Origin of the sequence: Variovorax sp. VNK109 (assembly GCF_049445855.1) — a bacterium.
Taxonomy (GTDB): Bacteria; Pseudomonadota; Gammaproteobacteria; order Burkholderiales; family Burkholderiaceae_C; genus JAGOCV01.
On sequence record NZ_JBMSDV010000004.1, the window covers coordinates 261,154 to 287,295 of the forward strand.

General features: G+C 66.0%; 23 protein-coding genes. 16 read left to right on the top strand and 7 right to left on the bottom strand.

Annotation, left to right across the window (positions count from 1 at the left end; genetic code table 11):
* Positions 1–150 precede the first annotated feature (150 nt).
* The 5 genes from ACO2Q9_RS15600 to ACO2Q9_RS15620 all read left to right on the top strand — a co-directional run bounded on the left by ACO2Q9_RS15600 (position 151) and on the right by ACO2Q9_RS15620 (position 9,556).
* Entirely contained in the window at positions 151–3,777 is a 3,627-nt protein-coding gene (locus ACO2Q9_RS15600; protein WP_423312723.1) for an indolepyruvate ferredoxin oxidoreductase family protein, read from the top strand.
* 205 nt (positions 3,778–3,982) lie between these two features.
* On the top strand, positions 3,983–4,318 hold the full coding sequence (gene yajC, locus ACO2Q9_RS15605) for a preprotein translocase subunit YajC (RefSeq protein ID WP_423312724.1): 336 nt from the start codon (positions 3,983–3,985) through the stop codon (positions 4,316–4,318).
* Positions 4,319–4,343: 25 nt separating this feature from the next.
* Positions 4,344–6,221, top strand: coding sequence for a protein translocase subunit SecD (gene secD, locus ACO2Q9_RS15610; RefSeq protein ID WP_423312725.1), 1,878 nt, complete (start codon positions 4,344–4,346; stop codon positions 6,219–6,221).
* An 11-nt stretch (positions 6,222–6,232) separates the two neighbouring features.
* Positions 6,233–7,186, top strand: a complete 954-nt coding sequence (secF, locus tag ACO2Q9_RS15615) for a protein translocase subunit SecF (RefSeq protein ID WP_423312726.1) — start codon at positions 6,233–6,235, stop codon at positions 7,184–7,186.
* 18 nt (positions 7,187–7,204) lie between these two features.
* Positions 7,205–9,556: a DUF1631 domain-containing protein gene (locus tag ACO2Q9_RS15620; RefSeq protein ID WP_423312727.1), complete on the top strand. Its 2,352-nt coding sequence runs from the start codon at positions 7,205–7,207 to the stop codon at positions 9,554–9,556.
* A 47-nt stretch (positions 9,557–9,603) separates the two neighbouring features.
* On the opposite strand, the gene ACO2Q9_RS15625 is transcribed toward ACO2Q9_RS15620, so the two are convergent.
* The 3 genes from ACO2Q9_RS15625 to ACO2Q9_RS15635 form a co-directional block, all read right to left on the bottom strand.
* Positions 9,604–10,092 (bottom strand): DUF494 family protein, encoded by a 489-nt coding sequence (locus ACO2Q9_RS15625; protein WP_423312728.1) that lies wholly within the window; start codon positions 10,090–10,092, stop codon positions 9,604–9,606.
* 82 nt (positions 10,093–10,174) lie between these two features.
* Positions 10,175–11,323 carry a DNA-processing protein DprA gene (gene dprA / locus ACO2Q9_RS15630; protein WP_423312884.1) on the bottom strand — a complete coding sequence of 383 codons (1,149 nt, stop codon included), beginning with the start codon at positions 11,321–11,323 and terminating at the stop codon, positions 10,175–10,177.
* Positions 11,324–11,406: 83 nt separating this feature from the next.
* Entirely contained in the window at positions 11,407–12,606 is a 1,200-nt protein-coding gene (locus tag ACO2Q9_RS15635) for a LysM peptidoglycan-binding domain-containing protein (protein ID WP_423312729.1), read from the bottom strand.
* Positions 12,607–12,796: 190 nt separating this feature from the next.
* Between ACO2Q9_RS15635 and def the strand changes: the two genes are divergently transcribed.
* Genes def through ACO2Q9_RS15665 form a run of 6 tightly spaced genes read left to right on the top strand, consistent with a single transcriptional unit; the run spans position 12,797 to position 17,092 of the window.
* Positions 12,797–13,306, top strand: a complete 510-nt coding sequence (gene def, locus ACO2Q9_RS15640) for a peptide deformylase (RefSeq protein ID WP_423312730.1) — start codon at positions 12,797–12,799, stop codon at positions 13,304–13,306.
* Position 13,307: 1 nt separating this feature from the next.
* A complete protein-coding gene (locus tag ACO2Q9_RS15645; RefSeq protein ID WP_423312731.1) occupies positions 13,308–13,802 on the top strand; it encodes a hypothetical protein in 495 nt (164 codons plus the stop codon).
* A 32-nt stretch (positions 13,803–13,834) separates the two neighbouring features.
* Positions 13,835–14,794 carry a methionyl-tRNA formyltransferase gene (fmt, locus tag ACO2Q9_RS15650; RefSeq protein WP_423312732.1) on the top strand — a complete coding sequence of 320 codons (960 nt, stop codon included), beginning with the start codon at positions 13,835–13,837 and terminating at the stop codon, positions 14,792–14,794.
* Positions 14,795–14,797: 3 nt separating this feature from the next.
* Positions 14,798–15,529: an AzlC family ABC transporter permease gene (locus tag ACO2Q9_RS15655; RefSeq protein ID WP_423312733.1), complete on the top strand. Its 732-nt coding sequence runs from the start codon at positions 14,798–14,800 to the stop codon at positions 15,527–15,529.
* Positions 15,526–15,861, top strand: coding sequence for an AzlD domain-containing protein (locus tag ACO2Q9_RS15660; RefSeq protein WP_423312734.1), 336 nt, complete (start codon positions 15,526–15,528; stop codon positions 15,859–15,861). The genes ACO2Q9_RS15655 and ACO2Q9_RS15660 overlap by 4 nt, the downstream gene beginning before the upstream one ends.
* Before the next feature lie 37 nt (positions 15,862–15,898).
* Complete coding sequence (locus ACO2Q9_RS15665; RefSeq protein WP_423312735.1) at positions 15,899–17,092, top strand: phosphoglycerate kinase; 1,194 nt, start codon at positions 15,899–15,901, stop codon at positions 17,090–17,092.
* A 3-nt stretch (positions 17,093–17,095) separates the two neighbouring features.
* Here ACO2Q9_RS15665 and ACO2Q9_RS15670 read toward each other — a convergent pair whose 3' ends face one another.
* On the bottom strand, positions 17,096–18,223 hold the full coding sequence (locus ACO2Q9_RS15670; protein WP_423312736.1) for a fatty acid desaturase: 1,128 nt from the start codon (positions 18,221–18,223) through the stop codon (positions 17,096–17,098).
* Between the two features lie 163 nt (positions 18,224–18,386).
* Between ACO2Q9_RS15670 and pyk the strand changes: the two genes are divergently transcribed.
* A complete protein-coding gene (pyk, locus tag ACO2Q9_RS15675) occupies positions 18,387–19,820 on the top strand; it encodes a pyruvate kinase (RefSeq protein ID WP_423312737.1) in 1,434 nt (477 codons plus the stop codon).
* 16 nt (positions 19,821–19,836) lie between these two features.
* Here pyk and ACO2Q9_RS15680 read toward each other — a convergent pair whose 3' ends face one another.
* Both ACO2Q9_RS15680 and ACO2Q9_RS15685 read right to left on the bottom strand, forming a co-directional pair.
* Positions 19,837–20,619, bottom strand: a complete 783-nt coding sequence (locus ACO2Q9_RS15680; protein ID WP_423312738.1) for a DUF481 domain-containing protein — start codon at positions 20,617–20,619, stop codon at positions 19,837–19,839.
* A 40-nt stretch (positions 20,620–20,659) separates the two neighbouring features.
* Entirely contained in the window at positions 20,660–21,232 is a 573-nt protein-coding gene (locus tag ACO2Q9_RS15685) for a phosphatase PAP2 family protein (protein ID WP_423312739.1), read from the bottom strand.
* Positions 21,233–21,405: 173 nt separating this feature from the next.
* On the opposite strand from ACO2Q9_RS15685, the gene fba reads away from it, so the two are divergent.
* Entirely contained in the window at positions 21,406–22,470 is a 1,065-nt protein-coding gene (fba, locus tag ACO2Q9_RS15690) for a class II fructose-bisphosphate aldolase (protein WP_423312740.1), read from the top strand.
* Positions 22,471–22,479: 9 nt separating this feature from the next.
* Positions 22,480–23,388, top strand: coding sequence for a phosphoribosylaminoimidazolesuccinocarboxamide synthase (locus tag ACO2Q9_RS15695; RefSeq protein WP_423312741.1), 909 nt, complete (start codon positions 22,480–22,482; stop codon positions 23,386–23,388).
* An 11-nt stretch (positions 23,389–23,399) separates the two neighbouring features.
* Here ACO2Q9_RS15695 and trxA read toward each other — a convergent pair whose 3' ends face one another.
* Entirely contained in the window at positions 23,400–24,356 is a 957-nt protein-coding gene (trxA, locus tag ACO2Q9_RS15700; RefSeq protein ID WP_423312742.1) for a thioredoxin, read from the bottom strand.
* Positions 24,357–24,457: 101 nt separating this feature from the next.
* Here trxA and purE point away from each other — a divergent pair, with 101 nt between their 5' ends.
* Positions 24,458–24,952: a 5-(carboxyamino)imidazole ribonucleotide mutase gene (gene purE, locus ACO2Q9_RS15705; RefSeq protein ID WP_423312885.1), complete on the top strand. Its 495-nt coding sequence runs from the start codon at positions 24,458–24,460 to the stop codon at positions 24,950–24,952.
* The gene (locus ACO2Q9_RS15710) at positions 24,949–26,124 is read left to right on the top strand and encodes a 5-(carboxyamino)imidazole ribonucleotide synthase (protein WP_423312743.1); all 1,176 of its coding nucleotides are present in this window, start codon (positions 24,949–24,951) and stop codon (positions 26,122–26,124) included. Before purE ends, ACO2Q9_RS15710 begins: the two co-directional genes overlap by 4 nt.
* The last annotated feature ends 18 nt before the right edge of the window (positions 26,125–26,142 follow it).

Below are 26,142 nucleotides of genomic sequence, written 5' to 3' on the forward strand. Positions count from 1 at the left end.
TCCATCCAACGGGCATACACTTTGCATGACAGACAGGCCGCGCCACCACCCCGGTGCGGCAAGGAGCGTCCGGCTGCCCACGAAGCTGCCCGACAAACAGACAGAGCAGTAAGAGCCGGCAAAAAAGCCGGCGGCCAGGAGACCGACACGATGAATGCCCCGCTGCCCGAGCACATCCGCAAGGCGCTCGAAACCGTCACCCTCGACGACAAGTATTCCCTCGACTACGGTCGCGCCTTCATGAGCGGCGTGCAGGCGCTGGTGAAGCTGCCCATGCTGCAGCGCCAGCGCGATGCGCTCGCCGGCAAGAACACGGCGGGGTTCATCAGCGGTTACCGCGGTTCACCGCTCGGCGGCTACGACCAGGCGCTCTGGAAAGCCAGCAAATATCTCAAGGCGCAGAACATCGTCTTCCAGCCGGGCGTGAACGAAGAACTCGCCGCCACCGCGCTCTGGGGAACGCAGCAGATGGGCTTCGCGCCCGCCGGCAGCAACAAGTTCGACGGCGTCTTCGGCATCTGGTACGGCAAGGGCCCCGGTGTGGACCGTTGCTCCGATGTCTTCAAGCATGCCAACATGGCCGGCACCACGCCCTGGGGCGGCGTGATCGCGGTGGCCGGAGACGACCACGTCTCCAAGAGCTCCACCGCCGCACACCAGAGCGATCACATCTTCAAGGCCTGCGGGCTGCCGGTGTTCTTCCCTGCAACGGTGCAGGAAATCCTGGACCTCGGCGTCCACGCCTTCGCCATGAGCCGCTTCTCCGGTGTGTGGGCCGGCATGAAGACCATCCAGGAAATCGTCGAGTCCAGCGCGACGGCGATGATCGATCCGGAGCGCGTGCAGATCGTCATCCCGCAGGACTTCCAGATGCCGCCCGGCGGCGTGCACATCCGCTGGCCCGACCATGCGCTGGAACAGGAAGCGCGCCTCTTCGACTACAAGTGGTACGCGGCGCTCGCGTACATCCGCGCCAACCGGCTCAACTACAACGTGGTCGAAGGAAAGAACGACCGCTTCGGCCTCATCGCCAGCGGCAAGGCCTACAACGACACGCGCCAGGCCCTGCTCGACCTGGGCCTGGACGACGATGCCTGCCGCCAGATGGGCATCCGCCTGCACAAGGTGGGCGTGGTGTGGCCGCTCGAAGCGCAGCTCACGCGCGAGTTCGCCACCGGGCTGCAGGAAATCCTGGTGGTGGAGGAAAAGCGCCAGGTCATCGAATACCAGCTCAAGGAAGAGCTCTACAACTGGCGCGCCGACGTGCGGCCCAACGTGCTGGGCAAGTTCAATGAAGGCGAGGGCGACTTCTCCGGCGGGGAATGGTCCAAGCCGAACCCGACGGCCGACACGCTGCTGCGCGCCAATGCGGACCTGTCGCCCGCACTCATCGCCCGCGCGATCGCCAAGCGCCTGAAGAAGACCGGCGTGCTCGAAGCCGCCGGCGCCGACATGGTGGCGCGCGTCGACGCGCAACTGGCCATCCTCGAAGCGAAAGAGCGCTCGATGCAGGTGCTCGATGCCGGCGGCGTACAGGGTGCGGACCGCATGCCGTGGTTTTGTTCGGGCTGCCCGCACAACACGTCCACGCGCGTGCCTGAAGGCTCGCGCGCCATGGCCGGCATCGGCTGCCACTTCATGGCGACCTGGATGGACCGCGAAACCATCGGCTTCACGCAGATGGGCGGTGAGGGCGTGCCGTGGGTCGGTCAGCAGCCCTTCAGCAACGAGAAGCATGTGTTCGCCAACCTGGGCGACGGCACGTATTTCCACAGCGGGCTGCTGGCAGTGCGGCAAAGCATCGCGGCCGGTGTGAACATCACCTACAAGCTGCTCTACAACGACGCGGTGGCCATGACCGGTGGCCAGCAGGTCGGCGAGCGGCCCGAGGGGCACTCGGTGATCCAGATCGCGCAGTCGATGCGTGCCGAGGGTGCGGTGAAGATCACCATCGTGACGGACGAGCCGGAGAAATACGCCGGCGCAAAACACCCCGGCGCGCAGGGCGCGCTGGGCCTGCCCGAAGGCATCGCCATCCTGCACCGCGACAAGCTCGATGACGTGCAGCGCGAGTTCCGGGAGATCGCCGGCACCACGGTCATCATCTATGACCAGACCTGCGCCACCGAGAAGCGCCGCCGCCGCAAGCGCGGCACCATGGTCGACCCGGCCAGGCGCGTTGTCATCAACGAACTGGTCTGCGAAGGCTGCGGCGACTGTGGCGTGCAGTCCAACTGCCTGTCGGTCGAGCCACTCGAGACCGAATTCGGCCGCAAGCGCACGATCAACCAGAGCACTTGCAACAAGGACATGAGCTGCCTCAAGGGCTTCTGTCCGAGCTTCGTGACCGTCGAAGGCGGGCAACTGCGCAAGAAGGCCAAGGGCAAGAACCCGTCACCGTTCGAGATGGGCGCGTTGCCCGAGCCGGCGCTGCCTGCGCTGTCGGCGGCTTACGGCATCGTGGTTGCGGGCGTGGGCGGTACGGGGGTGATCACCATCGGGCAGTTGCTGGGCATGGCCGCGCACCTTGAAGGCAAGGGCATCGTCACGCAGGACGCGGCGGGCCTCGCGCAAAAGGGTGGCGCGACCTGGAGCCACGTGCTGATCGCCCATTCGCAGGACGACATCCGCACCACACGCGTGTCGATGGCGGCGGCCGACCTGATCCTGGGCTGCGACCCGATCGTCACGGCGGGCAAGGAAACCGTGCTGCGCATGCTGCAGGGCCGCACGCACGTGGCGCTCAATTCGCACAGCACGCCGACAGCGGCGTTCGTGCGCAACACCGAATGGCAGAACCCGCAGGACGCCTGTGTGGCGTCCATCTCGCAGGCCGTCGGTTCGGAAAGCCTGGGCCTGTTTGACGCGGAGGCTGCCGCCACGCGTCTCATGGGGGACAGCATCTACGTGAACCCGATGATCCTCGGTTACGCATGGCAGCGCGGCTGGATTCCGCTGGCGCTGGCCTCGCTGCATCGCGCGATCGAACTCAATGCCGTCGCCGTGGAGAACAACAAGACGGCTTTCGAATGGGGCCGCCGCGCCGCCCACGACTGGGCAGGCGTGCAAAAGCTGATGGCCCCGGCCCAGGTGATCGAGTTCAGGACGCGCGAGACGGTCGAGAGCCTGGTGGCCCGCCGCGTGGAATTCCTCACCGGCTACCAGAACGCGGCGTACGCGAAGCGCTATGCCGCGTTCGTGGCGCGCGTCCAGCAGGCGGAAGCGCCCTTGGGCAAGACGGCGCTGGCCGAGTCGGTGGCGCGCTACCTGTTCAAACTGATGGCCTACAAGGACGAATACGAGGTTGCACGCCTGCAGTCGGACAAATCGTTCCTGGCCCGCGTCCATGGCATGTTCGAGGGCGACTTCAAGCTCAACTATCACCTGGCGCCGCCGCTGCTGGCCAGGCGCAATGCCAAGGGCGAGCTGCAGAAGTCGAAATTCGGCCCATTCATGCTCCAGGGCTTCCGGGTGCTGGCGGGCCTGAAGGGCCTGCGGGGCACCGCGCTGGATGTCTTTGGCTACACCGAAGAGCGCCGCACCGAGCGCGCGCTGATCGGCGAGTACGAGGCGGCAGTCGAAGAGGTACTCCGGTCGCTGGATGCGGAAAACCACGCACTGGCGGTCGAGATCGCCCGCCTGCCCGAGCAGATCAAGGGCTATGGCCATGTGAAGGAGCGCAACCTGGCGGCGGCGCGTCAGCGCTGGCAGGACCTGATGGCCCGGTGGCGCTCGCCGGACTCGGCCCCGGTTACGCCTGCCCGCCAGGCTGCCTGAACAGCGCCCGGCTGCCGACTGCGGGCGGGGGTGCGCTCCAGTCGAGGCCGGAGCCCTTGAAAGGCCCGTTCTGCAGCCGGATATAGACGGCACGCGCCGAGGGCCGCCGCATACAATCCCAAGGTTTCCCCGCGCTCTCCCGCCCTTGGCCGGGCTGGCTGCGGCCTTTCGCCTTCTTCTGATACTTCCAACCCTGGAGATACCTGTGTTCATTTCTTCCGCCTTTGCCCAGACCGCGCCCGCAGCCACCGCCTCCGGCGGCGGCATCATGTCGCAGCTGGGCGGCATGCTGCCGCTGGTGCTGATGTTCGTGGTGCTGTACTTCGTGATGATCCGGCCCCAGATGAAGCGCCAGAAAGAGCACCGCGCCATGATCGATGCGCTGGCCAAGGGCGACGAAGTCGCCACCGCCGGCGGTCTGCTGGGCAAGGTGACCAAGCTGGGCGACAGCTACGTGAGCGTCGAAGTCGCCACCGGCGTGGAGGTGCAACTGCAGCGCTCGGCTGTCGTGCAGGTCCTGCCCAAGGGCACCATCAAATAAAAACCGGTAGTCAAGCTACGCAATCATGAACCGTTACCCGGTCTGGAAGTACGCGATCATCGTCGTGGTGCTTCTCGTGTCGGCCCTTTATGCGGCCCCCAATTTCTTCGGCGAGTCACCGGCAGTGCAGGTCTCGGCTGCCAAGACCACCGTCAAGGTCGACACCGCCGTTCAGGCGCGGGTCGAGGAGGCGCTCAAGGCGGCCGGCATCACGCCCGAGCTGATCCAGTTCGACGGTACTTCGGTACGCGCGCGTTTCGACAGCACCGACACCCAGCTGCGGGCGCGTGACGTGATCCAGCGCGCCCTCGTGCCGGACGCCAACGACGCGTCTTTTGTCGTGGCGCTGAACCTGGTGTCGCGTTCGCCGGAATGGATGGCCAGACTGCGTGCCCATCCGATGTATCTGGGCCTGGACCTCCGTGGCGGCGTGCATTTCATGTTGCAGGTGGACATGCAGGGTGCCTTGGCCAAACGGGCCGAGAGCTTCGCGGGTGACATCCGCACCACGCTGCGCGAGAAGAATGTGCGTCACAGCGGCATCAGCCGCAACGACCAGACCATCGAAGTCCGCTTCCGCGACAACGAAACGATGCAGGCGGCCACCCGGGCCATCCAGGACCAGCTGGCCGACCTGCAACTGGTCGGCGCGCCTGATGGAGGCGAGTACAAACTCACCGCCCGCATCAAGCCTGAGGCGGTGCGCCTGATCCAGGATCAGGCGCTCAAGCAGAACATCACCACGTTGCACAACCGGATCAACGAGCTCGGCGTGGCCGAACCCGTGATCCAGCAGCAGGGGCTGGACCGCATCGTCGTGCAACTGCCCGGTGTGCAGGACACGGCCAAGGCCAAGGACATCCTGGGCCGCACCGCCAACCTGGAATTCCGCCTGGCTGACATGTCGGCCGAAGCGCGTGCCTCGCTGGACGGCCGCTCGCCGGTGCCCTTCGGCCGCGAACGGTTCATGCAGGGCCGCGGCGCGCCTGTGGTGGTGCATCGCGAAGTGGTGGCGTCGGGCGACATGCTGACCGACGCGCAACCCCGTCCCGACCAGAACAACCAGCCGGCGGTGTCCGTCACGCTGGACAGCAAAGGCGGCCGCCAGATGCGTGACATGACGCGTGCCAACGTGGGCAATTTCATGGCCGCCATCCTGTTCGAAAAGGGCCGCGGCGAGGTGCTGACGGTCGCGCGCATCCAGGGCGAGTTTTCCAACCAGTTCCAGATCACCGGCATGGGCACGACCGAGGCCGCCAGCGAACTGGCATTGCTGCTGCGCGCCGGGGGTCTGGCCGCGCCGATGGAAATCATCGAGGAAAGCACCATCGGCCCCAGCCTCGGCGCCGACAACATCAGCAAGGGCTTCCACAGCGTGACCTGGGGCTTCGTGGCGATCGTGGTTTTCATGATCATTTACTACATGCTGTTCGGCATGATCTCGGGCATTGCCCTGGCGGTGAACCTGCTGCTGCTGGTGTCCGTCCTGTCCATGCTGCAGGCCACGCTCACCCTGCCTGGCATCGCCGCCGCTGCACTGGCGCTGGGCATGGCCATCGACTCCAACGTGCTGGTGAACGAGCGCATACGGGAAGAGTTGCGTAACGGGGTGGCGCCGCAGGCGGCGATCCACGCGGGTTACGAGCGGGCCTGGGCCACCATCCTGGACTCCAACATCTCCACGCTGATCGCCGGCCTGGCCCTGCTGGCCTTCGGGTCCGGTCCGGTTCGCGGCTTCGCGGTCGTGCACTGCATAGGCATCCTGACCTCCATGTTCTCGGCGGTCTTCTTCTCACGGGGCCTGGTGAATTTGTGGTACGGTCGGAAGAAGAAACTCAAGTCCGTGTCCATCGGCACGGTCTGGCGGCCCGCGACGGGTACCGCGCCCGCGAAGGCTGAGTAAGGGGGCTACGGATGGAATTCTTCAAGATCAAAAAAGACATCCCGTTCATGAAGCATGCGTTGATCTTCAACGTCATTTCCTTCGTGACGTTCGCCCTCGCCGTCTTCTTCCTGTTCTCCCGTGGCCTGCACCTGTCGGTCGAATTCACCGGCGGCACGCTCATGGAAGTGAGTTACAGCCAGTCCGCCGATCTCGAGAAGGTGCGTGGCACGGTCTCGGGCCTGGGCTTCAACGACGTGCAGGTGCAGAACTTCGGTTCCTCGCGCGACGTGATGATCCGCCTGCCGGCGCAGAAGGGCGTGAGTTCCGCACAGCAGAGCGAGACCGTGCTGGCCGGCCTGAAGCAGCTGGACCCGTCGGTTACCCTGCGCCGCACCGAATTCGTCGGTCCGCAGGTCGGCGAGGAACTGGTCACCAACGGCCTCATGGCGCTGGCCATGGTGGTGGTGGGCATCATGGTCTACCTCGGTTTCCGCTTCGAGTGGAAGTACGCCGTGGCGGCGATCCTCGCCAACTTGCACGACGTGGTGATCATCCTGGGCTTCTTCGCCTTCTTCCAGTGGGAGTTTTCGCTGGCGGTGCTGGCGGCCGTGCTGGCCGTGCTGGGCTATTCGGTCAACGAATCGGTCGTGATCTTCGACCGGATCCGCGAGAACTTCCGCCGCTACCGCAAGATGGGCACCACGGAAATCATCGACAACGCGATCACGTCCACCATCAGCCGCACCATCATCACCCATGGTTCCACCCAGGTGATGGTGCTGTCCATGCTGCTGTTCGGCGGTGCCACGCTGCACTACTTCGCCATGGCGCTGACCATCGGCATCCTGTTCGGCATCTATTCTTCCGTGTTCGTGGCCGCGGCCATCGCGATGTGGCTGGGCATCAAGCGCGAAGACCTGATCAAGGGCGCTCCCAGGCGCGAAGGCGATCCCAACGACCCCAACGCAGGGGCTGCAGTCTAAGGTCCGTCGCCACCCGCCATGACCACCATCCGCACCCAGGACCAGAAGCTCCTGCTCGCCCGGCAGGCGCGGGAGCGGTTCGTGGCGGAAATCGAATCGGCATTGCCGGTCATCGGCAACGCGATGTACGAGCGGTTGCAGGAACTGGCCAGCCAGACGGGCAATGCGCGTGAAATGCAGATCCGCCGTGACTCGTTCATGGCATTCCAGAAGCTCTACAAGACCTGGCTGGCCGGCGTCGTCAAGGCGTGGCGCAATGCACTGATACCGCCGACGGCCACGGGTCGCGTGCGTCTGGAGTCGCTGAAGTTCGAGATCGTGGGCGACGAGGTGGTGGAGAACAAGATCCTCTCCTCGCGCCTCGTGCTGTCGATGCAGGACAAGTTCAACTGGGAACTCAACGACCTCAAGCTGCGCATCCAGGAACTCGAGGGCATCAGCGAGATGGCCAGTTACGACATCTTCCGGCCGGAGGCGTTCTGCCAGCTGATCGTCGAGCAGTGGCTGGGCACTGGCTTGTCGCGCCCCATCTGGAACGAGGTGCAGGATCTCATCCCCAAGCATCTCACCGAGAAGCTGGTGTCGGGGTACCACAACGCCAACCAGTTCCTGATCCAGCGCGAGATCATGCCGGAGATCGACTTGCGGCCGCAGTTGCGCCGGGCCGCTTCTGCGGGCGTGCCCGCTTCCCGTCCGGCACCGACGGGACTGTCGGGTCCGGCGTCCCTGCCCTCGGGTGCCTATGGGTCGGATCGCGGCGAACTGAGTTCCGGCCGGGGCGCGCCGTCAGGGCGCGACGAGGTCCACACGGGCCACGTGTCGCCCGGCGACAACCATTCCACGGGCGGCGCGCTGGAAGAGACGCGCATGATGACGTCCACCACGCCGCTGGCGCGCGCGCGCATGCGTGCGCAGGGCGTGCTCGGTTCGCTCAGGCGCATGCTGACGGACCGGGTCGGCAGCGACTTCGAGCAGACGCGCATCACCGGTCCCACGCCGATGCTGGCCCAGGCCATGCAGCAGTACGCGCAGCCGGCCGTCGCCGATGCGCCGCCGGGCGGTACCTACGACATCGCTGCCCTGCAGCAGACGGCGTCGGCCTTGCGCCAGCGCAGCAGCGACCTCAAGGCCAAGGCCTCGACATCGGCCGAGAAGGCCACCATCGAGATCGTGGCGCTCATGTTCCAGGCGATCCTGGCGGAAGAGCGAATTCCTGCCAGCGCACGCGTGTGGTTTGCGCGCCTGCAGATGCCGGTCCTGCGTGTGGCGATTTCCGAGCCCGAGTTCTTCGGCACGCTGCAGCACCCTGCACGCCAGCTGATCGACCGCATGGGTTCGAGCGTGATGGGCTTCGACGCGTCGTCCGTCGGCGGCGGTGCGCTCGAGGGCGAGATCCGCCGCATCGTTCAGGTGATCGAGCAGTACCCCGAAACCGGGCGCCGGGTGTTCCAGCTGGTGCTCGACGAATTCCAGACCTTCCTTTCCAAGTTCCTCACCGGCAACGAGGCGACCAAGCGGCTTGTCAGCGTGGCGCAGCAGGTCGAGCAGAAGGAGACGATGGCGATCCAGTACACGATCGAGCTGCGCAAGATGCTCGACAACGTGCCGGTACGCGACGAGATCCGCGAATTCCTGTTCAAGGTCTGGGCCGAGGTGCTGGCCATGGCGGCCATCAAGAACGGGCCGCAGAACGAACAGACCAAGCTGCTCAAGCGCGCGGCCACCGACCTTGTGTGGGCCGCCAGCGCCAAGCCCAACCGCAACGACCGCGCGCGCGTCATCCAGGACCTGCCGCAACTGCTGCAGCGCCTGCGCCAGGGCATGAACCTGCTGGGCATGACGGGCGAGCCGCAGGAGGCCCACATCAAGACCATCGGCAACACGCTGGCCGATGCCTTCATGTCCAAGACCGAAGCGATCCCGCACGCACAGATCGAGGCCATGGCCAAGCGCCTGTCCAACCTCGAGGACTTCGTCAACGACGAAGCCATGGGCGACCTGCCACTCGATGCCGAAAGCCTGGAGCTGATGCTGGGCGTCGACGCTTCCTCCATCGAGGTCATCGCCGACGGTGGCTCGCGCCCGACCGAAGCCATGCTGGCCTGGGTGCATGAACTGCAACTGGGCAACTGGTTTTCGCTCGACCACAATGGCAAGCTCACGCAGGTGCAGTTCGTGTGGCGCAGCGACCGCAAGCAGTTGCACCTGTTCGCCTCGGCCGGCCGCAGCTACCTCATCCAGGCGCGCCGTCTGGCGTCATACCTGCAGGCGGGTTTGCTGACGCCGACCGAAGAAGAAACGCTGACCGTGCGCGCCACGCGCGAGGCCATGGCCAAGCTGGATGCGAACCCGGAACGGCTGTTGAACTGAGGTCGGGAGGCCGGTGCCGGCCCGGGGGATGCGCGATCAGTGCGCCATCAGTGCGCGACGCGGTCTTCGGGGTCGTCGCAGAGCTCGTCGAGCACCAGTGAATCGGGCTCCATGCCAGAGCTCCAGTACACCATCAGCACGATGATCTTCAGGTCGTCCAGCGACACCGGGGAGCCGCGCGCAGCCATGGCGCGGTCGATGACGATTTCCCGCAGGTGGGCCGGCAACACGCCGGCGCTTTCCAGGAAGGTGACGAAGCCCAGGCACTGGGCGCCCAGATGATCCTGCTCGGCGACCGAGTACACACGCATGCTGTGCGGCGACTGCAGGTTCGCGATCCGTGCTTCGGTGGGGGCGTTGGGCAGGATCTGTGCGGCCTGCGTGGCGGAATTCAGACCATCCAGCCAGGTGAGTGCCTCGCGGATCTCGTCGGCTTCGAAGCCGACGGCGGTCAGTTTGCGGCCCAGTTGCTCAAGCTCGGGGCACGCATCGCCTCTCCAGTAGTTTTCGTAGACGAAAACGAGGACTTCAAACATGGCTTTCAATATAGCGCAGAAATCGTGCGCTGCGGCAATCTCCTGTAACGCACACTTTTTTGTTGCCCACGTGCATCAGCCGTCATGCCGATGCCATGCGCTGGAACAGGCCACCGGGCAAGCGGCCGACGTGGCCATCCAGCTCGAGTTCCAGGAGTCTGGCTTGCAGGGTTGCCGTGGGCAGGCCTGTCCGCGCACACAGCGCGTCCAGACTCACCGGGTCATGCCCCATGTGGATCAGCAGGCCGCTGTCGTCCTCGGAGGCCGGTTCGCCTGCCCCGTCGCTGCGGAACAGGCCGGGGCTGTTTGGCGCAAGGGTCTCGGGCAGTCGCAGTTCCTCGAGGACATCCTGCGCAGACTCGACCAGTTTGGCTCCCTGGCGGATGAGCGAATGGCAACCGCGTGACTGCGGCGAATGGATCGACCCCGGGATCGCAAAAACCTCCTTGCCTTGCTCGCCCGCATAGCGCGCGGTGATCAGCGAGCCGGACTGCAGGGCCGCTTCGACGACCAGCGTGCCGGCTGAAAGACCCGAGATGATGCGGTTGCGACGTGGAAAGTTGGCTTGCACCGGCGGCGTACCCAGCGGGAACTCGCTCATGATCAACCCGCGTTGGGCGATGCGATGCGCCAGATCGCGATGCCGTGCCGGATAGACACGATCGAGCCCGGTGCCGACGACCGCGACCGTGGCAAGACCGTCGGCGCCCGGTCCTTCCAGCGCGCCTTCGTGCGCGGCGGCATCCACGCCCAGCGCCATGCCGGATATCACGGCCAGCCCGGCATCGCTGAACGCGCGCGCGAACTGTTTTGCGTTGGCAGTGCCTTGCGGCGTCGGATTCCGGCTGCCGACGATCGCGACGCTGCGCCCGAGCGAAGGAAGCAGCGCAGGCTGACCCAGCATGAAGAGGACGAGCGGCGGATCCTCGGTGACCAGCAGCGAGGCGGGGTACATTGCGTCGCCCAGCGTGCACAGCCACCGTTGCGTTCCCTCGATGGGCGCCTCCTGCAGCCAGCGCCAGGTCGCTTCGACCTGCATTTCCAGATCCGGCGGTCGGGTCTGCAATGAGGTGACCTGCGCCGCGCTGGCGAGGGTGCCCAGTGCCGCAGTGTCCTGCTCGAAAATGGATTGGGGAAGGCCGAAGGCTGCAAGCAGGCGCCGGGCCGTTGTATTGCCCACACCGGGGCACAGGAGCAGCCGCAACCAGGCGGTGAGCTCGTCTCGTTGCAGGGAAAGCATCGACCGATACTAAAGCCCCGGATCGACGAACTTTCGAAACCGTGCGCAACAAGCGCGCGGACCGGGACGCCGGATCAGCGCGGATTGGTGATGCGGTCGCCCGGCTTGACGCCGTCGGTGATCTCGAGGATCAGTGCGTAAGACAGCTTCTCGAACGGACGGAACACCATCAGCAGGCCGTTGCGCTCGTCGGGCAGCTTGAGTTCGGTCTTCTTGCCGTCCACGCGGTCGGTCACGACTTCACCGCTCTTGAGGATGGCGAGCACATGGCCGCTTTCCAGCCCGTCGCGGGTGCCACGGTTGATGACCACGACCTGGTTCTGGGCAGCGAAGCGCACGGCACTGCCGTACACCGAGACGATGCTGCCGGTCACGGCCTTTTCAGGCGCGCGCGGGGTGTAGCTCACCAGCTGGCGCGGCGGCTCGGGCAGGAGACGGTCGCCGGCGCGGATTTCTTCCTTCGCGGCGACGATGTCGATGGTCGCGGGGATGAGTTCCACGCGCGGCTTCTCGTCCTTTTTGGCCGGTGCCTCGCGCTGGGATTCGCCACGCACCAGGTCGGCCTTGCCGACGTATTGGGCTTCGTAGCCGAGCACTTCACCCGTGTCCGGGTCAGTCAGCGCAACGGCATTGCGGAAGATGCGGTAGTCGCGCGGCTGGCCTTGGGCCGTGGAAAGCGGCGTGGCGTCGGCACCGCGTGCGTAGACGCGATCGCCCTTGGAGATCAGCACACGGTTCTCGGCAGCAGAAACGATGCGCGGTGCGGCAAGCAGCGCGTTCTGGTCGACGATGATCGGCTCGGCCAGGAACGGCTCGATCAGGTTCGGCTTGAGCGTGGGCAGGGCCAGGTCGGACAGCGACTCATAGCGCGTGCGCGGCGAAACGCGCACGGTGTCGGTCGGGATGCCGTTGGCATTGGCCTGGCGCATGCGCAGGGTGGCACGGCCGCCGTTCTTGTCCAGGTACAGCTGCTGGCCGGGGTAGATGCGGTGGGGATTGCGGATTTCTTCCAGGTTCATGCCCCACAGCTCGGGCCAGCGCCACGGGCTCTTGAGGAACAGGCCGGAAATGGCCCAGAGCGTGTCGCCGCTCTTGACGGTGTATTCGTCCGGCGCATTGGGCGACAGCTCGCTGAGCGGGACGCCGGCCTGGGCCACCTGCTGGGCCGTGGCCTTCTGGTTCGGGGTGACGGGAAAGTTCTGCGCCAGGGCCGGAAGGGCGAACATGGCGGCCAGCGCTGCAGCGGTGGCGGTTACTTTCATGGTTTGTGTCATCTTTTGTTGCATTAAGCGCTTCCCCGGGGTCGCCGGCGGGCGGCGTTCATGGCGCCCAACCCCCCGGAAGAACTTGACAAATCACTGTTGATTTTGCGCTCAAGCCCTTGATTGGGCAATGTTTATCACCTTCGGCGGCTGCGGGGAGCGGTAAAAGTAGCGAAAATAGCGACATCTTTCCCACGATTCCATGGCCAAACTGAGCATTCTTCGCTTTCCCGACCCACGGCTGCACACGGTCGCCCGGCCTGTGCAGGCGGTGGACGCGCGCATCCGCACCCTGATCGCCGACATGCTCGAGACCATGTACGACGCCAATGGCATTGGCCTGGCGGCCACACAGGTGGACGTGCACGAGCGGCTGATCGTCATCGACGTGTCGGAAGAGCGCGATGAGCCGATGGTGCTGATCAACCCGGAAATTGTCTGGGCCAGCGAAGAAAAGCGCGTGGGTGACGAAGGCTGCCTGTCGGTGCCCGGCATCTACGATGGCGTCGAGCGTTCGCTGGCCGTGCGCGTGAACGCAATGGATGGCGACGGGCAGCTCCGCACCATCGAGGCCGAAGGCCTGCTGGCCGTGTGCATCCAGCACGAGATGGACCATCTGGCGGGCAAGGTGTTCGTCGAATACCTCTCTCCGCTCAAGCGCAACCGCATCAAGACCAAGATGCTCAAGCAGCAGCGCGTCGAGCAGGACTGACGTGGCAGCCTTCCTGTCCCGTGGCGTTGCGGCGGTCGTGGCCGCTGGCTTGCTGTGGGGCTGCGCATGGGAGCCGACCCGCGTACCACTCGGAACACCTGAAGCCGAAGTCGTGCAGCGCCTCGGGGCGCCGACCGGGCGTTATGCCATGCCGGACGGCACCACCCGCCTCCAGTATTCCCGCCAGCCGATGGGGCCGGCCGTCAGCAACATCGACCTGGACGCGCAGGGCCGCGTGCGCGTGATCACCCAGGTGCTGGAAGACGCACGTTTCCACCAGGACATCCGCAGCAACGAATGGACGCGCGAGGACCTGCTGCGCCACTACGGCCAGCCTGCGTTCCGTTCGCAGGTGAGCAGCTTCAAGGGCGATGTCTGGACCTGGCGCTACCACTGGTACAACACGCCGCGCCTGCTGCACGTCTTCGTGGACACCCAAGGCGTGGTGCGCCGCTACGAGACAGCCGACGAGCAGTTCCTCGAGCCCGACCTCTGAACGACACAGTCCGGCCCCACTAAACTTCCGCCATGCGTCTGATCTTTGCGGGTACGCCCGAGTTTGCCCGCGCGGCCCAGGAACGCCTGCACGCGGCGGGCTTCGACATCGTCCTCGTCCTCACCCAGCCCGACCGGCCTGCAGGCCGCGGCATGAAGCTCCAGGCATCCCCCGTCAAGGCGTTCGCGCTGGACAAGGACATCGCCGTTGCGCAGCCGCGCAGCCTGCGGCTGGACGGCAAATACCCGGAAGACGCAACCGCCGCGCGCGAGGCCATCCTTGCCGCGAAGGCCGACGCGATGATCGTTGCCGCCTACGGCCTCATCCTGCCGCAATGGGTGCTCGACACACCGCGACTGGGCTGCCTCAACATCCATGCGAGCCTGTTGCCGCGCTGGCGCGGCGCGGCCCCCATCCACCGGGCCATCGAGGCGGGCGACGCGGAGACCGGCGTCACCATCATGCAGATGGACGCGGGCCTGGACACGGGCGACATGCTGCTCATGGAACGCGGGCCGATCCGTGAGGACGACACCACCGCGAGCCTGCACGACCGGCTGGCGAATCTCGGTGGCCGCATGATCGTCGAGGCGCTGGAGCTCGCGGCCTGTGGCGGCCTCGTGCGCACGCCGCAACCGGCCGATGGCGTGACCTACGCGCACAAGATCGAAAAGCACGAGGCCGCCATCGACTGGACGAACCCGGCCGCCCTGATCGCAAGACGCGTCCGCGCGTTCAACCCGTTCCCCGGCGCCGTGGCCGTTCTGGCAGAGGAAGCGCTCAAGATCTGGTCGGCGCGTGCATTGCCCGGCACGGCTGGGGCTGCGCCCGGCACCGTGCTTGCGGTGCACGCCGACGCGGTGGATGTGGCCACGGGCGACGGCATCGTGCAGCTCCTGCAGGTGCAACGCGCGGGCGGCAAGCGGCTGGCTGTGGCAGACTTCCTGCGGGGCTTCGATCTCAAGCCCGGCATGACGTTCGAAGAAAAGTAGCCCGTGTTTTTCCTTCCCGCGCTGCGCGCCCATCCTGAATTCACCATCGGCAAGAACGAGATGTGGCCCCAGGCCCCAGGCGTGGCTGCATGGGGCCTGATGACCGGCGTGGCGATGGTCAAGTCGGGCATGACGGTGTTCGAGTCTCTCGCGATGACCTTCATCGTCTTCGCAGGCAGCTCGCAGCTCGCGTCCATCCCGTTGCTGGTGGCCGGCGCGCCGGTCTGGGTGATCCTGGCGACCGGCTTCTGCGTGAACCTGCGTTTCGTCGTCTTCAGCCTGCACATGCGGCCTTACCTTGCGCACCTGCCGCGCTGGATGCGGATGGGTCATGGTTATTTCACCGCGGACCTGCAGTACGTGCTGTTCGTCAAGCGCTTTCCCGATCCGGCGCAGGACACCGCGGGCCGCGACGCGCAGGAGGCCTACCTTGCCGGCAACAGCTGGGTGAACTGGGCGAGCTGGATGGTGGCGAGCGTGATCGGTGTGGTGCTGGCCAATTTCATTCCTACCAGCTGGGGCCTCGGTTTCGCGGGCATCCTGTGCCTCATCGGCATCATGTGCTCGCTGGCGACCACGCGGCTGCGGATTGCTGCCGCAGGTGTGGCCGCCGTCGTGGCGATCGCCGCGTACTCGCTGCCATTGCGGCTGAACATCGTGGCTGCCATCGGCGCGGCCGTGCTGCTGTGCCTGGGCATGGAAAAACTGCGGCCAGCGGAAAGGGCGGGGCCATGAGCGGTACGGACCTCTGGACGTTGCTCGTCATCGTCGGTCTGGGGTGCGTGACCGTGCTGGCGAGGTCTTTCTTCCTGATCTCGAACAAGGCCTGGAAGCTGCCGCACTGGGCCGAGCGTGGCCTGCAGTACGCACCGATCGCCGCCCTGGCTGCGGTGGTGGCGCCCGAAGTCATCGCCACGCAAGGCGTGCTGATCGGCAGCCTGGCCGATGCCCGCGTGTTCGGTGCGCTGGCCGGCGTTGCCGCCTACTACTGGCGGCGTGATGTGCTGCTCACCATCATCGTGGGCATGGCGGTGTACCTGCCCTTGCACATCGGGCTGGGCTGGTAGCCGGAACAGGGAGTCGCTTCCCTACAATCGGTGTCCTATGAATGTCATCCGATTCTCCGACCTGTGCGCGCAGGGCAAGGCCAGCGGCCAGCGCGTGTTCATCCGGGCCGACCTCAACGTCCCGCAGGACGATGCCGGCAACATCACCGAAGACACGCGCATCCGCGCCTCGGTGCCCTGCATCGCGATGGCGCTGAAAGCCGGCGCTGCAGTCATGGTCACGAGCCACCTCGGCCGCCCCACCGAAGGTGAATTCAAACCCGAAGATTCGCTTGCGCCCGTCGCGAAGCGCCTGGGCGAACTGCTGGGCCGCGAGGTGAAGCTGGTTTCCGACTGGGTCGACGGTGTCGACGTGAAGCCGGGCGAAGTCGTGCTGCTGGAGAACTGCCGCCTGAACAAGGGCGAGAAGAAGAACAGCGAAGAATTGGCGCGCAAGCTCGCAGCGCTGTGCGACATCTTCGTGCACGACGCCTTCGGCACAGCGCACCGTGCGGAAGCGTCCACCTACGGAATCGCACAGTTCGCCAGGATCGCCTCCGCCGGCCCGCTGCTCGCGGCCGAAATCGACGCGATCGGCAAGGCGCTCGCCAACCCGAAGCGGCCGCTGGTCGCCATCGTGGCGGGCAGCAAGGTGTCGACCAAACTCACCATCCTCGAGAGCCTGTCGGCCAACGTGGACGGCCTCATCGTCGGCGGCGGCATCGCCAACACCTTCATGCTGGCCGCTGGCCTGCCCATCGGCAAGAGCCTGGCCGAACCGGACCTCGTGGATCAGGCGAAGGCGGTGATCGACGCCATGGCCGCGCGCGGCGCGCAGGTGCCGATTCCCGAAGATGTGGTGACGGCCAAGACCTTCGCGGCCGACGCGCCTGCGACCGTGAAGGCCGCGACCGACGTGGCGGCGGATGACCTGATCCTGGACATCGGCCCGAAGACGGCCGCAAAGCTGGCACAGACGCTCAAGTCCGCCGGCACCATCGTCTGGAACGGCCCCGTCGGCGTGTTCGAGTTCGACGCGTTCGCCAAGGGCACCGAAGCAATCGCACGTGCGATTGCCGACAGCGACGCGTTCAGCATCGCGGGTGGCGGCGACACGCTGGCCGCCATTGCCAAGTACGGCATCGAGAAGGACGTGGGCTACATCTCCACCGGCGGCGGCGCCTTCCTCGAGGTGCTGGAAGGCAAGACGCTGCCGGCGTTCGAGATTCTCTCGAAACGCGCGGCGGGTTGAGGGTCAGGCCGGCTGCGGCGAGGGCTCGCTCGTCGCGCGGCCCTTGAAGTCGGTCCAGCAGCGCTGCGTGAAGTCGTACAGCTTGCAACGGCGCGCCGTGTCGAAATACCAGCGCCACGAGAAGCGCTGGATCACGATGCGGCCGGGCAGCATGTCTTCCAGCATCTTCTGCGCGTTCTTCAGGCGGTAGAGCGGCACGCTCATGTCCACGTGGTGCGCCGTGTGCTCCATGATGTGGTGCATCAGCGAGCCGATGCGCCACGGGAAGGTCAGGTGCACGGTGGTAGACACGAAAGGCTGGGCGCGTTGCCACTTGGCCTTGTCGTCGTGCCAGGACACCTTGACGTGCGTGTGGTGCACGTACACCACGAAGCCGATCATGGCGCACCAGAACAGGAAGGGCACGAGACCGGCCGTGACCAGCAGCGTCAGCACCGACTGGTCGGTGAAGTACGCGGCGGCCCACAGCGCGCCAGCCCACAGGGCCGCGAACGCGGTCACCAGCACGCCGTCCCAGACGAACGCGGCGCGGCGCGTGGGCATGGCTTCACGGCTCGGGAAGAACATCTTGTTCCACCAGATCTCGATCATGTAATACAGGCCCGGCGCCCAGCCGCTGCGGTAGACGCGTTGCATCAGGCGCTGGCGCAGGGGCAGTGCGGCGTATTCCTCGGGCGTGAGCGGCGCCCACACGAAATCCACGCCCTTGAGGTTGGTGAAGCCGTGGTGCACCACGTTGTGGCCGACGTCCCACAGGCTGTAGGGCGTGAGCGAGGGCAGGAAGGCGATGCGGCCCAGCCACTTGTTGAGTTTGCGGTGCTCGGTCAGGCTCTGGTGGCAGGCGTCATGGCCGATGATGAACAGGCGGCCGATCACGAAACCGGCGGCCAGGCCGCACAGCGTCTTGGCCCACCACGGGTCGAACAGCACGGCGGCGGTGTACAGGCCCAGCAGCAACGCGTAGTCGAAGGCGAGCAGCAGGAAAGCGCGCAGCGTGTTGCGTTCGGACAGCGGCATCAGCCATTCGCGCAGGATCTTGCGGTGCGGAAGCGGTTCGGCCGGAGACAGCGGCGCGGCAGGCAGATGGCCGTCGGACGGCTGCCTGGAGGTCAGTTCGGGCGTTTGATTCATGGCGCGGATGATAAACAGTCGCAGTGACAGCCCGCTGACTGGGATCAACCTGTAGGGGAATTGGGGGCGCCAGGAATGTAACGGGGTCGGAACCCGGGCAACTACCGGAGCAATTGCGCCATGTGAGAATGCGCCATCGAACCAGAGCCCCCAGGAGACAGACATGGTCAGCCGTGCAACCAAGATCGTGGCCACCCTCGGCCCCGCTTCCAGCGACCCAGCCCTGCTGGAACAGATGATCCGCGCCGGCGTGAACGTCGTGCGCCTGAACTTCAGCCACGGCAAGGCGCAGGACCACATCGACCGGGCGACGCTGGTCCGCGAGGCCGCGCAGCGTGCCGGCCGCGAGGTGGCCATCATGGCCGACCTGCAGGGGCCCAAGATCCGCGTCGGCAAGTTCGCCGAAGGCAAGGTGATGCTGGTCTCGGGCGCGCCCTTCGTGCTGGATGCGTCGCGCACCGAGCCCGGCGACATCCACGGCGTGGGCCTGGACTACAAGGAACTGCCGCGTGACGTGAAGGCGGGCGACATCCTGCTGCTGAACGACGGGCTGATCGTGCTGGCCGTGGAAGCCGTGCGTGGCGAGCAGGTGCACACCGTGGTGCGCCTGGGCGGCGAGCTGTCCAACAACAAGGGCATCAACAAGCAGGGCGGCGGTCTTACGGCGCCGGCGCTCACCGCCAAGGACATGGACGACATCAAGACTGCGATGAGCTTCCAGGCCGACTATCTGGCCGTGAGTTTTCCCAAGAACGCGACCGACATGGAAATGGCCCGCCAGCTGGCCAATGTGGCCGCAGCAGAATACCGGCACCGGCCCGCGCTGATCGCCAAGATCGAGCGCGCCGAGGCGATCCCCCGGCTGGAGGAAATCCTCATGGCCAGCGACGGCATCATGGTGGCGCGCGGCGACCTGGCCGTCGAGGTCGGCAACGCCGCCGTGCCTGCGCTGCAAAAGCGCATGATCAAGCTCGCGCGCGACAACGACAAGGTCGTCATCACCGCCACGCAGATGATGGAGAGCATGATCACCAACCCCGTCCCCACGCGCGCCGAGGTCAGCGATGTGGCCAACGCCGTGCTCGACGGCACCGATGCGGTGATGCTGAGCGCCGAGACGGCGGCCGGCCGCTATCCGCTGGAAACGGTGATCGAGATGGCGCAGATCTGCAGCGCCGCAGAAGCCGCGGAAGACGTGGAGCTGGACGCTGACTTCACCGGCAAGACTTTCGGCCGCATCGACCAGTCCATCGCCATGGGCGCGCTGTTCACTGCCCATCATCTGGGCGCGAAGGCCATCGTGGCGCTGACCGACTCGGGCTCGACCGCGCTGTGGATGAGCCGCCACCGCATCCACATCCCGATCTACGCGCTCACGCCCAAGCTGGCGACCCAGCGAAAGATGGCGCTCTATCGCAACGTGCGCCCGCTGCTCATGGACCAGAGCGTGGACCGCGACACCGCGCTCAGCGAAGCCGAAGGCCACCTCAAGAAGCGCAACATCGTGCAGCCGGGCGATGTGTATGCCATCACCTGCGGCGAGCCCATGGGCGCGCCGGGCGGCACCAACATGCTCAAGATCGTCCGGGCGAGCTGACGGCCCGCCCTCTCCATCAGTCGAAACGCCAGGACACACCCGTCACGAGCGCGGTGTCGGTCGACTTGAGGCCCAGGCCCGGGTCGCTGTTGTAGCGCATCGACAGGCCGGCAGTCAGGTTGAGCGACTTGGTCATCGCCACCGACACCTTGGCATCGAACACCGCGCGCTTCTGGCCTGAATCGCGCAGGTTCGGATAGAACGTGAGCTTCTGCTGGAAGGTCGCGGTGTCGGTCAGCTTGTGGTTGGACTCTTCGCCCATCACCAGTTCGAGCCGTCCGTAGCTGGTGCGCGTCTGACCGTCGATGACGGCGGGGTTGGCGTAGTTGTCTTGGGTGTAGGCCAGACCGCCGGTCACGTCGAACGTGTGCCGTTCGCTCTGGAAGACGTGATAGCCCAGACCGCCTGCGAATGTGCTGCGCAGGTCGAGGTTGGCCAGTTCGTCGCGCAGGAAATCACCCGAACCGAAGCCGAAGATCGCGCCGCTGATGTCGCGGTTGTATTGCGTGCCGGCGAGGTAACGCTCTGTCGTGCGCGTGCCGTTGTTGCGCGCGGTCTGCACCTGCGATGTGAAGGTCCACTTGTCGCCCGAGGTCACGCGCGCGCCGTCGAACTGCAGGTTGAGTGCGGCGGAGCTGCTGTTGCCGGACGTCGCGTTGGCCGCAGCGGTGAACAGGTAGCGCCATTCACCATCGGGTTTGAGGGTGACCTGCGCGTGGCTCGTGCCTGCTGCAACGAATGCGGATGCGGCCAGTGCGCAGCGCAGCACGCGCGCCTTCCGGGATGAGGGGCGGTACATGGGACTTCTCCTGCTCGAAAACTGCTTTGACCCAGTGGGTTCAAATGCCCGGTACAGGAGTTCCAGCCGAATGGTGAGTAGATGTTTCGCGTCGAAAACCTCGTGCGAACTTCGTCAGACCACGTGCAAGCTGTGCCGACAGCAAGCCGACGACCGCGCCGCAGAGGATGTCCGCCGGGAAGTGCACGCCCAGGCACAGGCGGCTCCAGGCGATCAGCGCGGCCACACCGAAGCCCGCGATCATCGCCATGCGCGGCACGCGCGAAAGAAGGAGCGAACACGCAAATGCGAAGGCGCCTGATGCATGGAGACTCGGCAACCCGGGGCCCCCGGAGTGGTCAATCCACTGGATGCCGAGCCCCAGCACCGCCGGCCGGGGCATCGCCAGGCCATGCCGGAGCAGCCGCGCCGCGATCCATGCGAGCAGCAGGGCGAGCACCGTCTGCAAGGCTGCATCGCGCAGCGCGGGACGCCACACCGCCGTCGCCAGCAACGCGGCAATGCTCAGGCCCGGGAGGTACAGCGAGGCGTACTTCGCCAGCAGAATCAGGTCGGAGGGCGTCTGCGGTCCGGCATTGATCCAGAGAAAAAGGGCGATTTCCGGCGAATTCATGCCGCCAATCTAGTGACGGCAGATGAATCCAAAGTGAACGCCGGATGACGGTTTTGCGGCAATGGCTGACAGCCAACCGGGGCAAGCGCCTTAAAATCTTGGGTTTGGCGGCGATACGGCGTGATCCGCGATCTGCCCGCCACCCGATTCCCCAACTTTCCGGACCTACGACCATGGCACTAGTTTCGATGCGAGAGCTGCTCGACCACGCAGCCGAGAACGGCTACGGCATTCCCGCCTTCAACGTGAACAATCTCGAGCAGGTGCAGGCGGTCATGGAAGCGGCCAGGGAAACCGGCGCGCCGGTGATCCTGCAGGCCAGCGCCGGTGCGCGCAAGTACGCGGGCGAACCCTTCATCAAGCACCTGATCCAGGCCGCCGTCGAGATGTACCCGAACATTCCGCTGGTGATGCACCAGGACCACGGCAGCTCACCGCAGGTGTGCCAGGGCGCGATCAACCTCGGGTTCGGCTCCGTCATGATGGACGGCTCGCTGATGGAAGATGCCAAGACGCCGGCCAGCTTCGACTACAACGTCGACGTGACCCGCCGCGTCGTCGAGATGGCGCACAAGGTGGGCGTCACCGTGGAAGGCGAGCTGGGCTGCCTGGGCAACCTCGAAACCGGCGAGGCGGGCGAGGAAGACGGTGTCGGCGCCGAGGGCAAGCTGGACCACAGCCAGATGCTCACCGACCCCGAAGAAGCCGCCACCTTCGTCCAGGCCACGCAGCTGGACGCGTTGGCCATCGCCATCGGCACCAGCCACGGCGCCTACAAGTTCAGCCGCAAGCCCACGGGCGACATCCTGGCGATCTCGCGCGTGAAGGAAATCCACAAGCGCATTCCCAACACCCATCTGGTGATGCATGGCTCGTCTTCTGTGCCGCAGGAGCTGCTGGCCATCATCAACCAGTACGGCGGCAAGATGAAGGAAACCTTCGGCGTCCCCGTCGAGGAAATCCAGGAAGCCATCAAGCACGGCGTGCGCAAGATCAACATCGACACCGACATCCGCCTGGCCATGACCGGCGCGGTACGCAAGTTCCTGGCCGAGAACCCCGACAAGTTCGACGCGCGCGAATGGCTCAAGCCCGCGCGTGAAGCCGCCAAGCAGGTCTGCAAGGCGCGCTACATCGAGTTCGGCTGCGAAGGCCAGGGCGCGAAGATCAAGGGCGAAAGCCTGCAGGTCGTGGCCGCGAAGTACGCCCGGGGCGAGCTCGCCCAGGTCGTCGCCTGAGCGCGCGGCATGAGTTCTTCCCTGCACACCTCCTCCCTCACCTCACTGCCACTGCTGGCGCGTGGCAAGGTGCGCGACAACTACGCCGTGGGCGACGACCGCATCCTGATGGTGGCGAGCGACCGCATCAGCGCATTTGACGTCATCATGGGCGAGCCGATTCCCGGCAAGGGCGAACTGCTCACGCAGATGGCCCTGTTCTGGTTCGACAAGCTCGGCCACATCTGCCCCAACCACCTGACCGGCGACGCGCCCGAGAGCGTGGTGTCGGCCGCCGAAATACCGCAGGTGCAAGGCCGCTCGATGCTGGTCAAGCGCCTCAAGCCCATCCCGGTGGAAGCCGTGGTGCGCGGCTATCTGGCCGGCAGTGGCTGGAAGGAATACCAGCAGGGCCAGTCGGTCTGTGGCGTGCCGCTGCCTGCGGGGCTGAGGAACGCGGACAAATTGCCCGAGCCGATCTTCACGCCCGCTGCCAAGGCTGCGGCAGGCGAGCACGACGAGAACATCAGCTACCAGCAGGTGGTGGATGTGGTCGGTGCCGACATGGCCGCGCAGATCCGCGACATCAGCATCGCCATCTACAGGACGGCGGCGGAGTTCGCAGCCACCAAGGGCATCATCATTGCCGACACCAAGTTCGAGTTCGGCCTGGACGAGAAGGGCGCGCTGGTGCTGATGGACGAGGTGCTCACGCCGGATTCGTCGCGCTACTGGCCGGCCGAAACGTATGCGAAGAGTGTGGCGGAAGGCATCAACCCGCCGAGCTACGACAAGCAGTACCTGCGCGACTGGCTCGAGGCCGTGCGCATCAACGGCAAGCCCTGGGACAAGACGCCGCCCGCGCCGCGCCTGCCCGATGAAGTGGTGAAGAAGACGGCGGACAAGTACCGAGAAGCGCTGACGCGGCTCACGGCCTGAGCGCCGGTCGCTCAGTTCAGCATCATGCTGAGCTTGCGGCGGTAGCTGGACACCAGCGCCGCCTGCGGGTCTTCGGCCATCGCGGCCTTGCCCGTGAGTTCGATGCCGCCGGCCGTCTTACCCGGTGTTTCGGCCCCGGCCTTCGGCTTGGCCGGAGACAGCAACTCCAGAATGGCGATGAAGGTCTTGCGCGGGGCTTCGTCGGCCCACTTCTTGTCGCGCATGATGATTTCAAGCAGCTCGTCCATCGCGGCGGTCCATTCGCCGTGCGCCATGAGCACGCGGCTCTTGGCATAGCGGGCGTCGAAATCGCGCTTGTTGGCGGCGATCAGTTCGTCGAACTGCGCGGGCGACCAGCGGCCGCGCTTGTCCTGCTCCACGAACACCATGGCATCGAGCCACTGGGCCAGCGCGTCGAAGCGCAGCTGCTTGGGAATCTGCGCCATGGCCGGTGCCAGCGCGGCAGAGGCTTCCTCGAACTGGCCGGTCGCGATCAGCAACTGCACATATTCGAAGCGAACGTCGTCATTGGCCGGGTTGATGGCCAGCGCTTCCTGCAGCTTGGCGAGCGCCGCCGCCGTGTCGCCCGATTCGAGCAGCGCCTCGGCTTCGTCGCTGCCTGCTTCGGCCGCAAGTTCGTCTTCGCTGGGCAGATGCTTGTCCAGGAACTGCTTCACCTGCCCTTCGGGCATCGCGCCCATGAAACCATCGACCGGCTGGCCGTTCTTGAGCAGGATGCAGGTCGGGATGCTGCGGATGCCGAAGGCAGCAGCGATCTGCTGCTCGTCGTCGGAGTTGATCTTGACCAGCTTGAAGCGACCGGCGTAGTCGTTTTCGAGCTTCTCCAGGATGGGGCCGATGGTCTTGCACGGGCCGCACCACGGGGCCCAGAAATCCACCAGCACCGGCGTGGTCATCGAGGCGGCAATGACCTCGGCTTCGAAATTTTCAATGGTGACGTCGAGCATGGGGCTTCAGGTCGGGGCTAAAAAGTAAAATTCAAACTTCAACTTGGACTTCAACTCGGATAAATGGCCGCCGCGCAAGGGCGGACATGTCCCCCCGCACTATGACCCAGATCCTCGTCGGTGTCGTCATGGGTTCCAGTTCCGACTGGGACACCATGCAGCACGCAGTCCAGATTTTGCAGGAGTTCGGCATCGCCCATGAGGCGAAGGTCGTTTCCGCGCACCGCATGCCGGACGACATGTTCGCCTACGCCGAGGCCGCCGCCGGGCGCGGTTTGCGCGCGATCATCGCCGGCGCAGGCGGCGCGGCGCATCTGCCGGGCATGCTGGCGTCCAAGACCACGGTGCCGGTGCTGGGCGTGCCGGTGGCCAGCCGGCACCTGCAGGGGGTGGATTCGCTGCACAGCATCGTGCAGATGCCCAAGGGCGTGCCGGTGGCCACGTTCGCCATCGGCAATGCGGGTGCGGCCAACGCGGCGCTGTTCGCGGTGGCGATGCTCGCGACAGGCGACGCGCCGCTGCGCACGCAACTCGACACCTTCCGCGCCCGCCAGACCGAAGCCGCCCGCGCGATGACGCTGCCGCCCGCCGCATGACGCAGCCGATCCTGCCGGGCGTGAACCGGGAAACGACGCTGGGCGTCATGGGTGGCGGCCAGCTGGGCCGCATGTTCGTGCATGCCGCGCAGCAGATGGGCTATTTCACGGCGGTGCTCGATCCGGACGAGGTGTCACCCGCCGGCCGCGTGAGCCATCACCACATCCGCACGCCCTACACGGACGAAGCCGGCCTCGCGAAGCTCGCGGAAGTCAGCGTGGCCGTGACCACCGAATTCGAGAACGTGCCGGCGCCCGCGCTGGAAAAGCTGGCGGCCAGCGTGCCGGTGGCGCCTGGTGCCGCCGCCGTTGCCATCGCGCAGGACCGTGCGAAGGAGAAGGCGCACTTCGTGAAGTGCGGCGTGCCGTGCGCGCCCTATCTCGTCATCGAGACGCAGCAGCAGCTCGACGCAGCCGACGACGTTCTGCTGCCCGGCATCCTCAAGACCGCGCGCATGGGTTACGACGGCAAGGGGCAGATCCGTGTGAAGACGCGGCAGGAACTCGTGGCCGCGTGGAACCAGCTCAAGCAGGTGCCCTGCGTGCTGGAGCAGATGCTGCCGCTGGCCGCCGAATGCTCGGTCATCGTCGCGCGTGGCGCAGACGGGCAGATGGTGAATTTCCCGCCGCAGCTCAACGAGCACCGCGACGGCATCCTGGCCGTCACGCAGGTGTTCGACGGCAACATCGATCCGCTGATCGCGCAGCGTGCCGTTGCCGCGGCGCGCGCGGTGGCCGAGGGGCTGGACTATGTCGGCGTGCTGTGCATCGAGTTCTTCGTGCTCGGCGACGGCAGTCTCGTCGTGAACGAGATGGCCCCGCGCCCGCACAACAGCGGCCACTACACCATGGACGCCTGTGACGTGTCGCAGTTCGACCTCCAGGTGCGTACGCTCGCCGGCCTGCCGCTGGTGCAGCCGCGCCAGCACAGCCCCGCCATCATGCTCAACCTGCTGGGCGACCTGTGGTTCCCGGGGGCAGGCGATGAGACGCGCACACCGCCGTGGGATGCGGTGCTCGCGCTGCCCGGCATGCACCTGCACCTGTACGGCAAGGTCGAGGCGCGTCGCGGCCGGAAGATGGGCCACCTCAACATCACCGGCAACACGCCGGCCGACGTGCGCGCGAATGCGCTGAAGGCGGCGCAATTGCTGGGCATCGCGCCCTTCTGACGCGCGGCGCACGGACCA

What these genes read in the sequence shown, in the direction of transcription:
- ACO2Q9_RS15635 (WP_423312729.1), bottom strand. Translation starts at nt 12,606, where the DNA reads ATGACACAAACCATGAAAGTAACCGCCACCGCTGCAGCGCTGGCCGCC.
- secD (WP_423312725.1), top strand. Translation starts at nt 4,344, where the DNA reads ATGAACCGTTACCCGGTCTGGAAGTACGCGATCATCGTCGTGGTGCTT.
- ACO2Q9_RS15600 (WP_423312723.1), top strand. Translation starts at nt 151, where the DNA reads ATGAATGCCCCGCTGCCCGAGCACATCCGCAAGGCGCTCGAAACCGTC.
- trxA (WP_423312742.1), bottom strand. Translation starts at nt 24,356, where the DNA reads ATGCTCGACGTCACCATTGAAAATTTCGAAGCCGAGGTCATTGCCGCC.
- ACO2Q9_RS15625 (WP_423312728.1), bottom strand. Translation starts at nt 10,092, where the DNA reads ATGTTTGAAGTCCTCGTTTTCGTCTACGAAAACTACTGGAGAGGCGAT.
- secF (WP_423312726.1), top strand. Translation starts at nt 6,233, where the DNA reads ATGGAATTCTTCAAGATCAAAAAAGACATCCCGTTCATGAAGCATGCG.
- ACO2Q9_RS15680 (WP_423312738.1), bottom strand. Translation starts at nt 20,619, where the DNA reads ATGTACCGCCCCTCATCCCGGAAGGCGCGCGTGCTGCGCTGCGCACTG.
- pyk (WP_423312737.1), top strand. Translation starts at nt 18,387, where the DNA reads ATGGTCAGCCGTGCAACCAAGATCGTGGCCACCCTCGGCCCCGCTTCC.
- fba (WP_423312740.1), top strand. Translation starts at nt 21,406, where the DNA reads ATGGCACTAGTTTCGATGCGAGAGCTGCTCGACCACGCAGCCGAGAAC.
- ACO2Q9_RS15710 (WP_423312743.1), top strand. Translation starts at nt 24,949, where the DNA reads ATGACGCAGCCGATCCTGCCGGGCGTGAACCGGGAAACGACGCTGGGC.
- ACO2Q9_RS15685 (WP_423312739.1), bottom strand. Translation starts at nt 21,232, where the DNA reads ATGAATTCGCCGGAAATCGCCCTTTTTCTCTGGATCAATGCCGGACCG.
- ACO2Q9_RS15665 (WP_423312735.1), top strand. Translation starts at nt 15,899, where the DNA reads ATGAATGTCATCCGATTCTCCGACCTGTGCGCGCAGGGCAAGGCCAGC.
- def (WP_423312730.1), top strand. Translation starts at nt 12,797, where the DNA reads ATGGCCAAACTGAGCATTCTTCGCTTTCCCGACCCACGGCTGCACACG.
- ACO2Q9_RS15660 (WP_423312734.1), top strand. Translation starts at nt 15,526, where the DNA reads ATGAGCGGTACGGACCTCTGGACGTTGCTCGTCATCGTCGGTCTGGGG.
- ACO2Q9_RS15695 (WP_423312741.1), top strand. Translation starts at nt 22,480, where the DNA reads ATGAGTTCTTCCCTGCACACCTCCTCCCTCACCTCACTGCCACTGCTG.
- purE (WP_423312885.1), top strand. Translation starts at nt 24,458, where the DNA reads ATGACCCAGATCCTCGTCGGTGTCGTCATGGGTTCCAGTTCCGACTGG.
- ACO2Q9_RS15620 (WP_423312727.1), top strand. Translation starts at nt 7,205, where the DNA reads ATGACCACCATCCGCACCCAGGACCAGAAGCTCCTGCTCGCCCGGCAG.
- ACO2Q9_RS15670 (WP_423312736.1), bottom strand. Translation starts at nt 18,223, where the DNA reads ATGAATCAAACGCCCGAACTGACCTCCAGGCAGCCGTCCGACGGCCAT.
- fmt (WP_423312732.1), top strand. Translation starts at nt 13,835, where the DNA reads ATGCGTCTGATCTTTGCGGGTACGCCCGAGTTTGCCCGCGCGGCCCAG.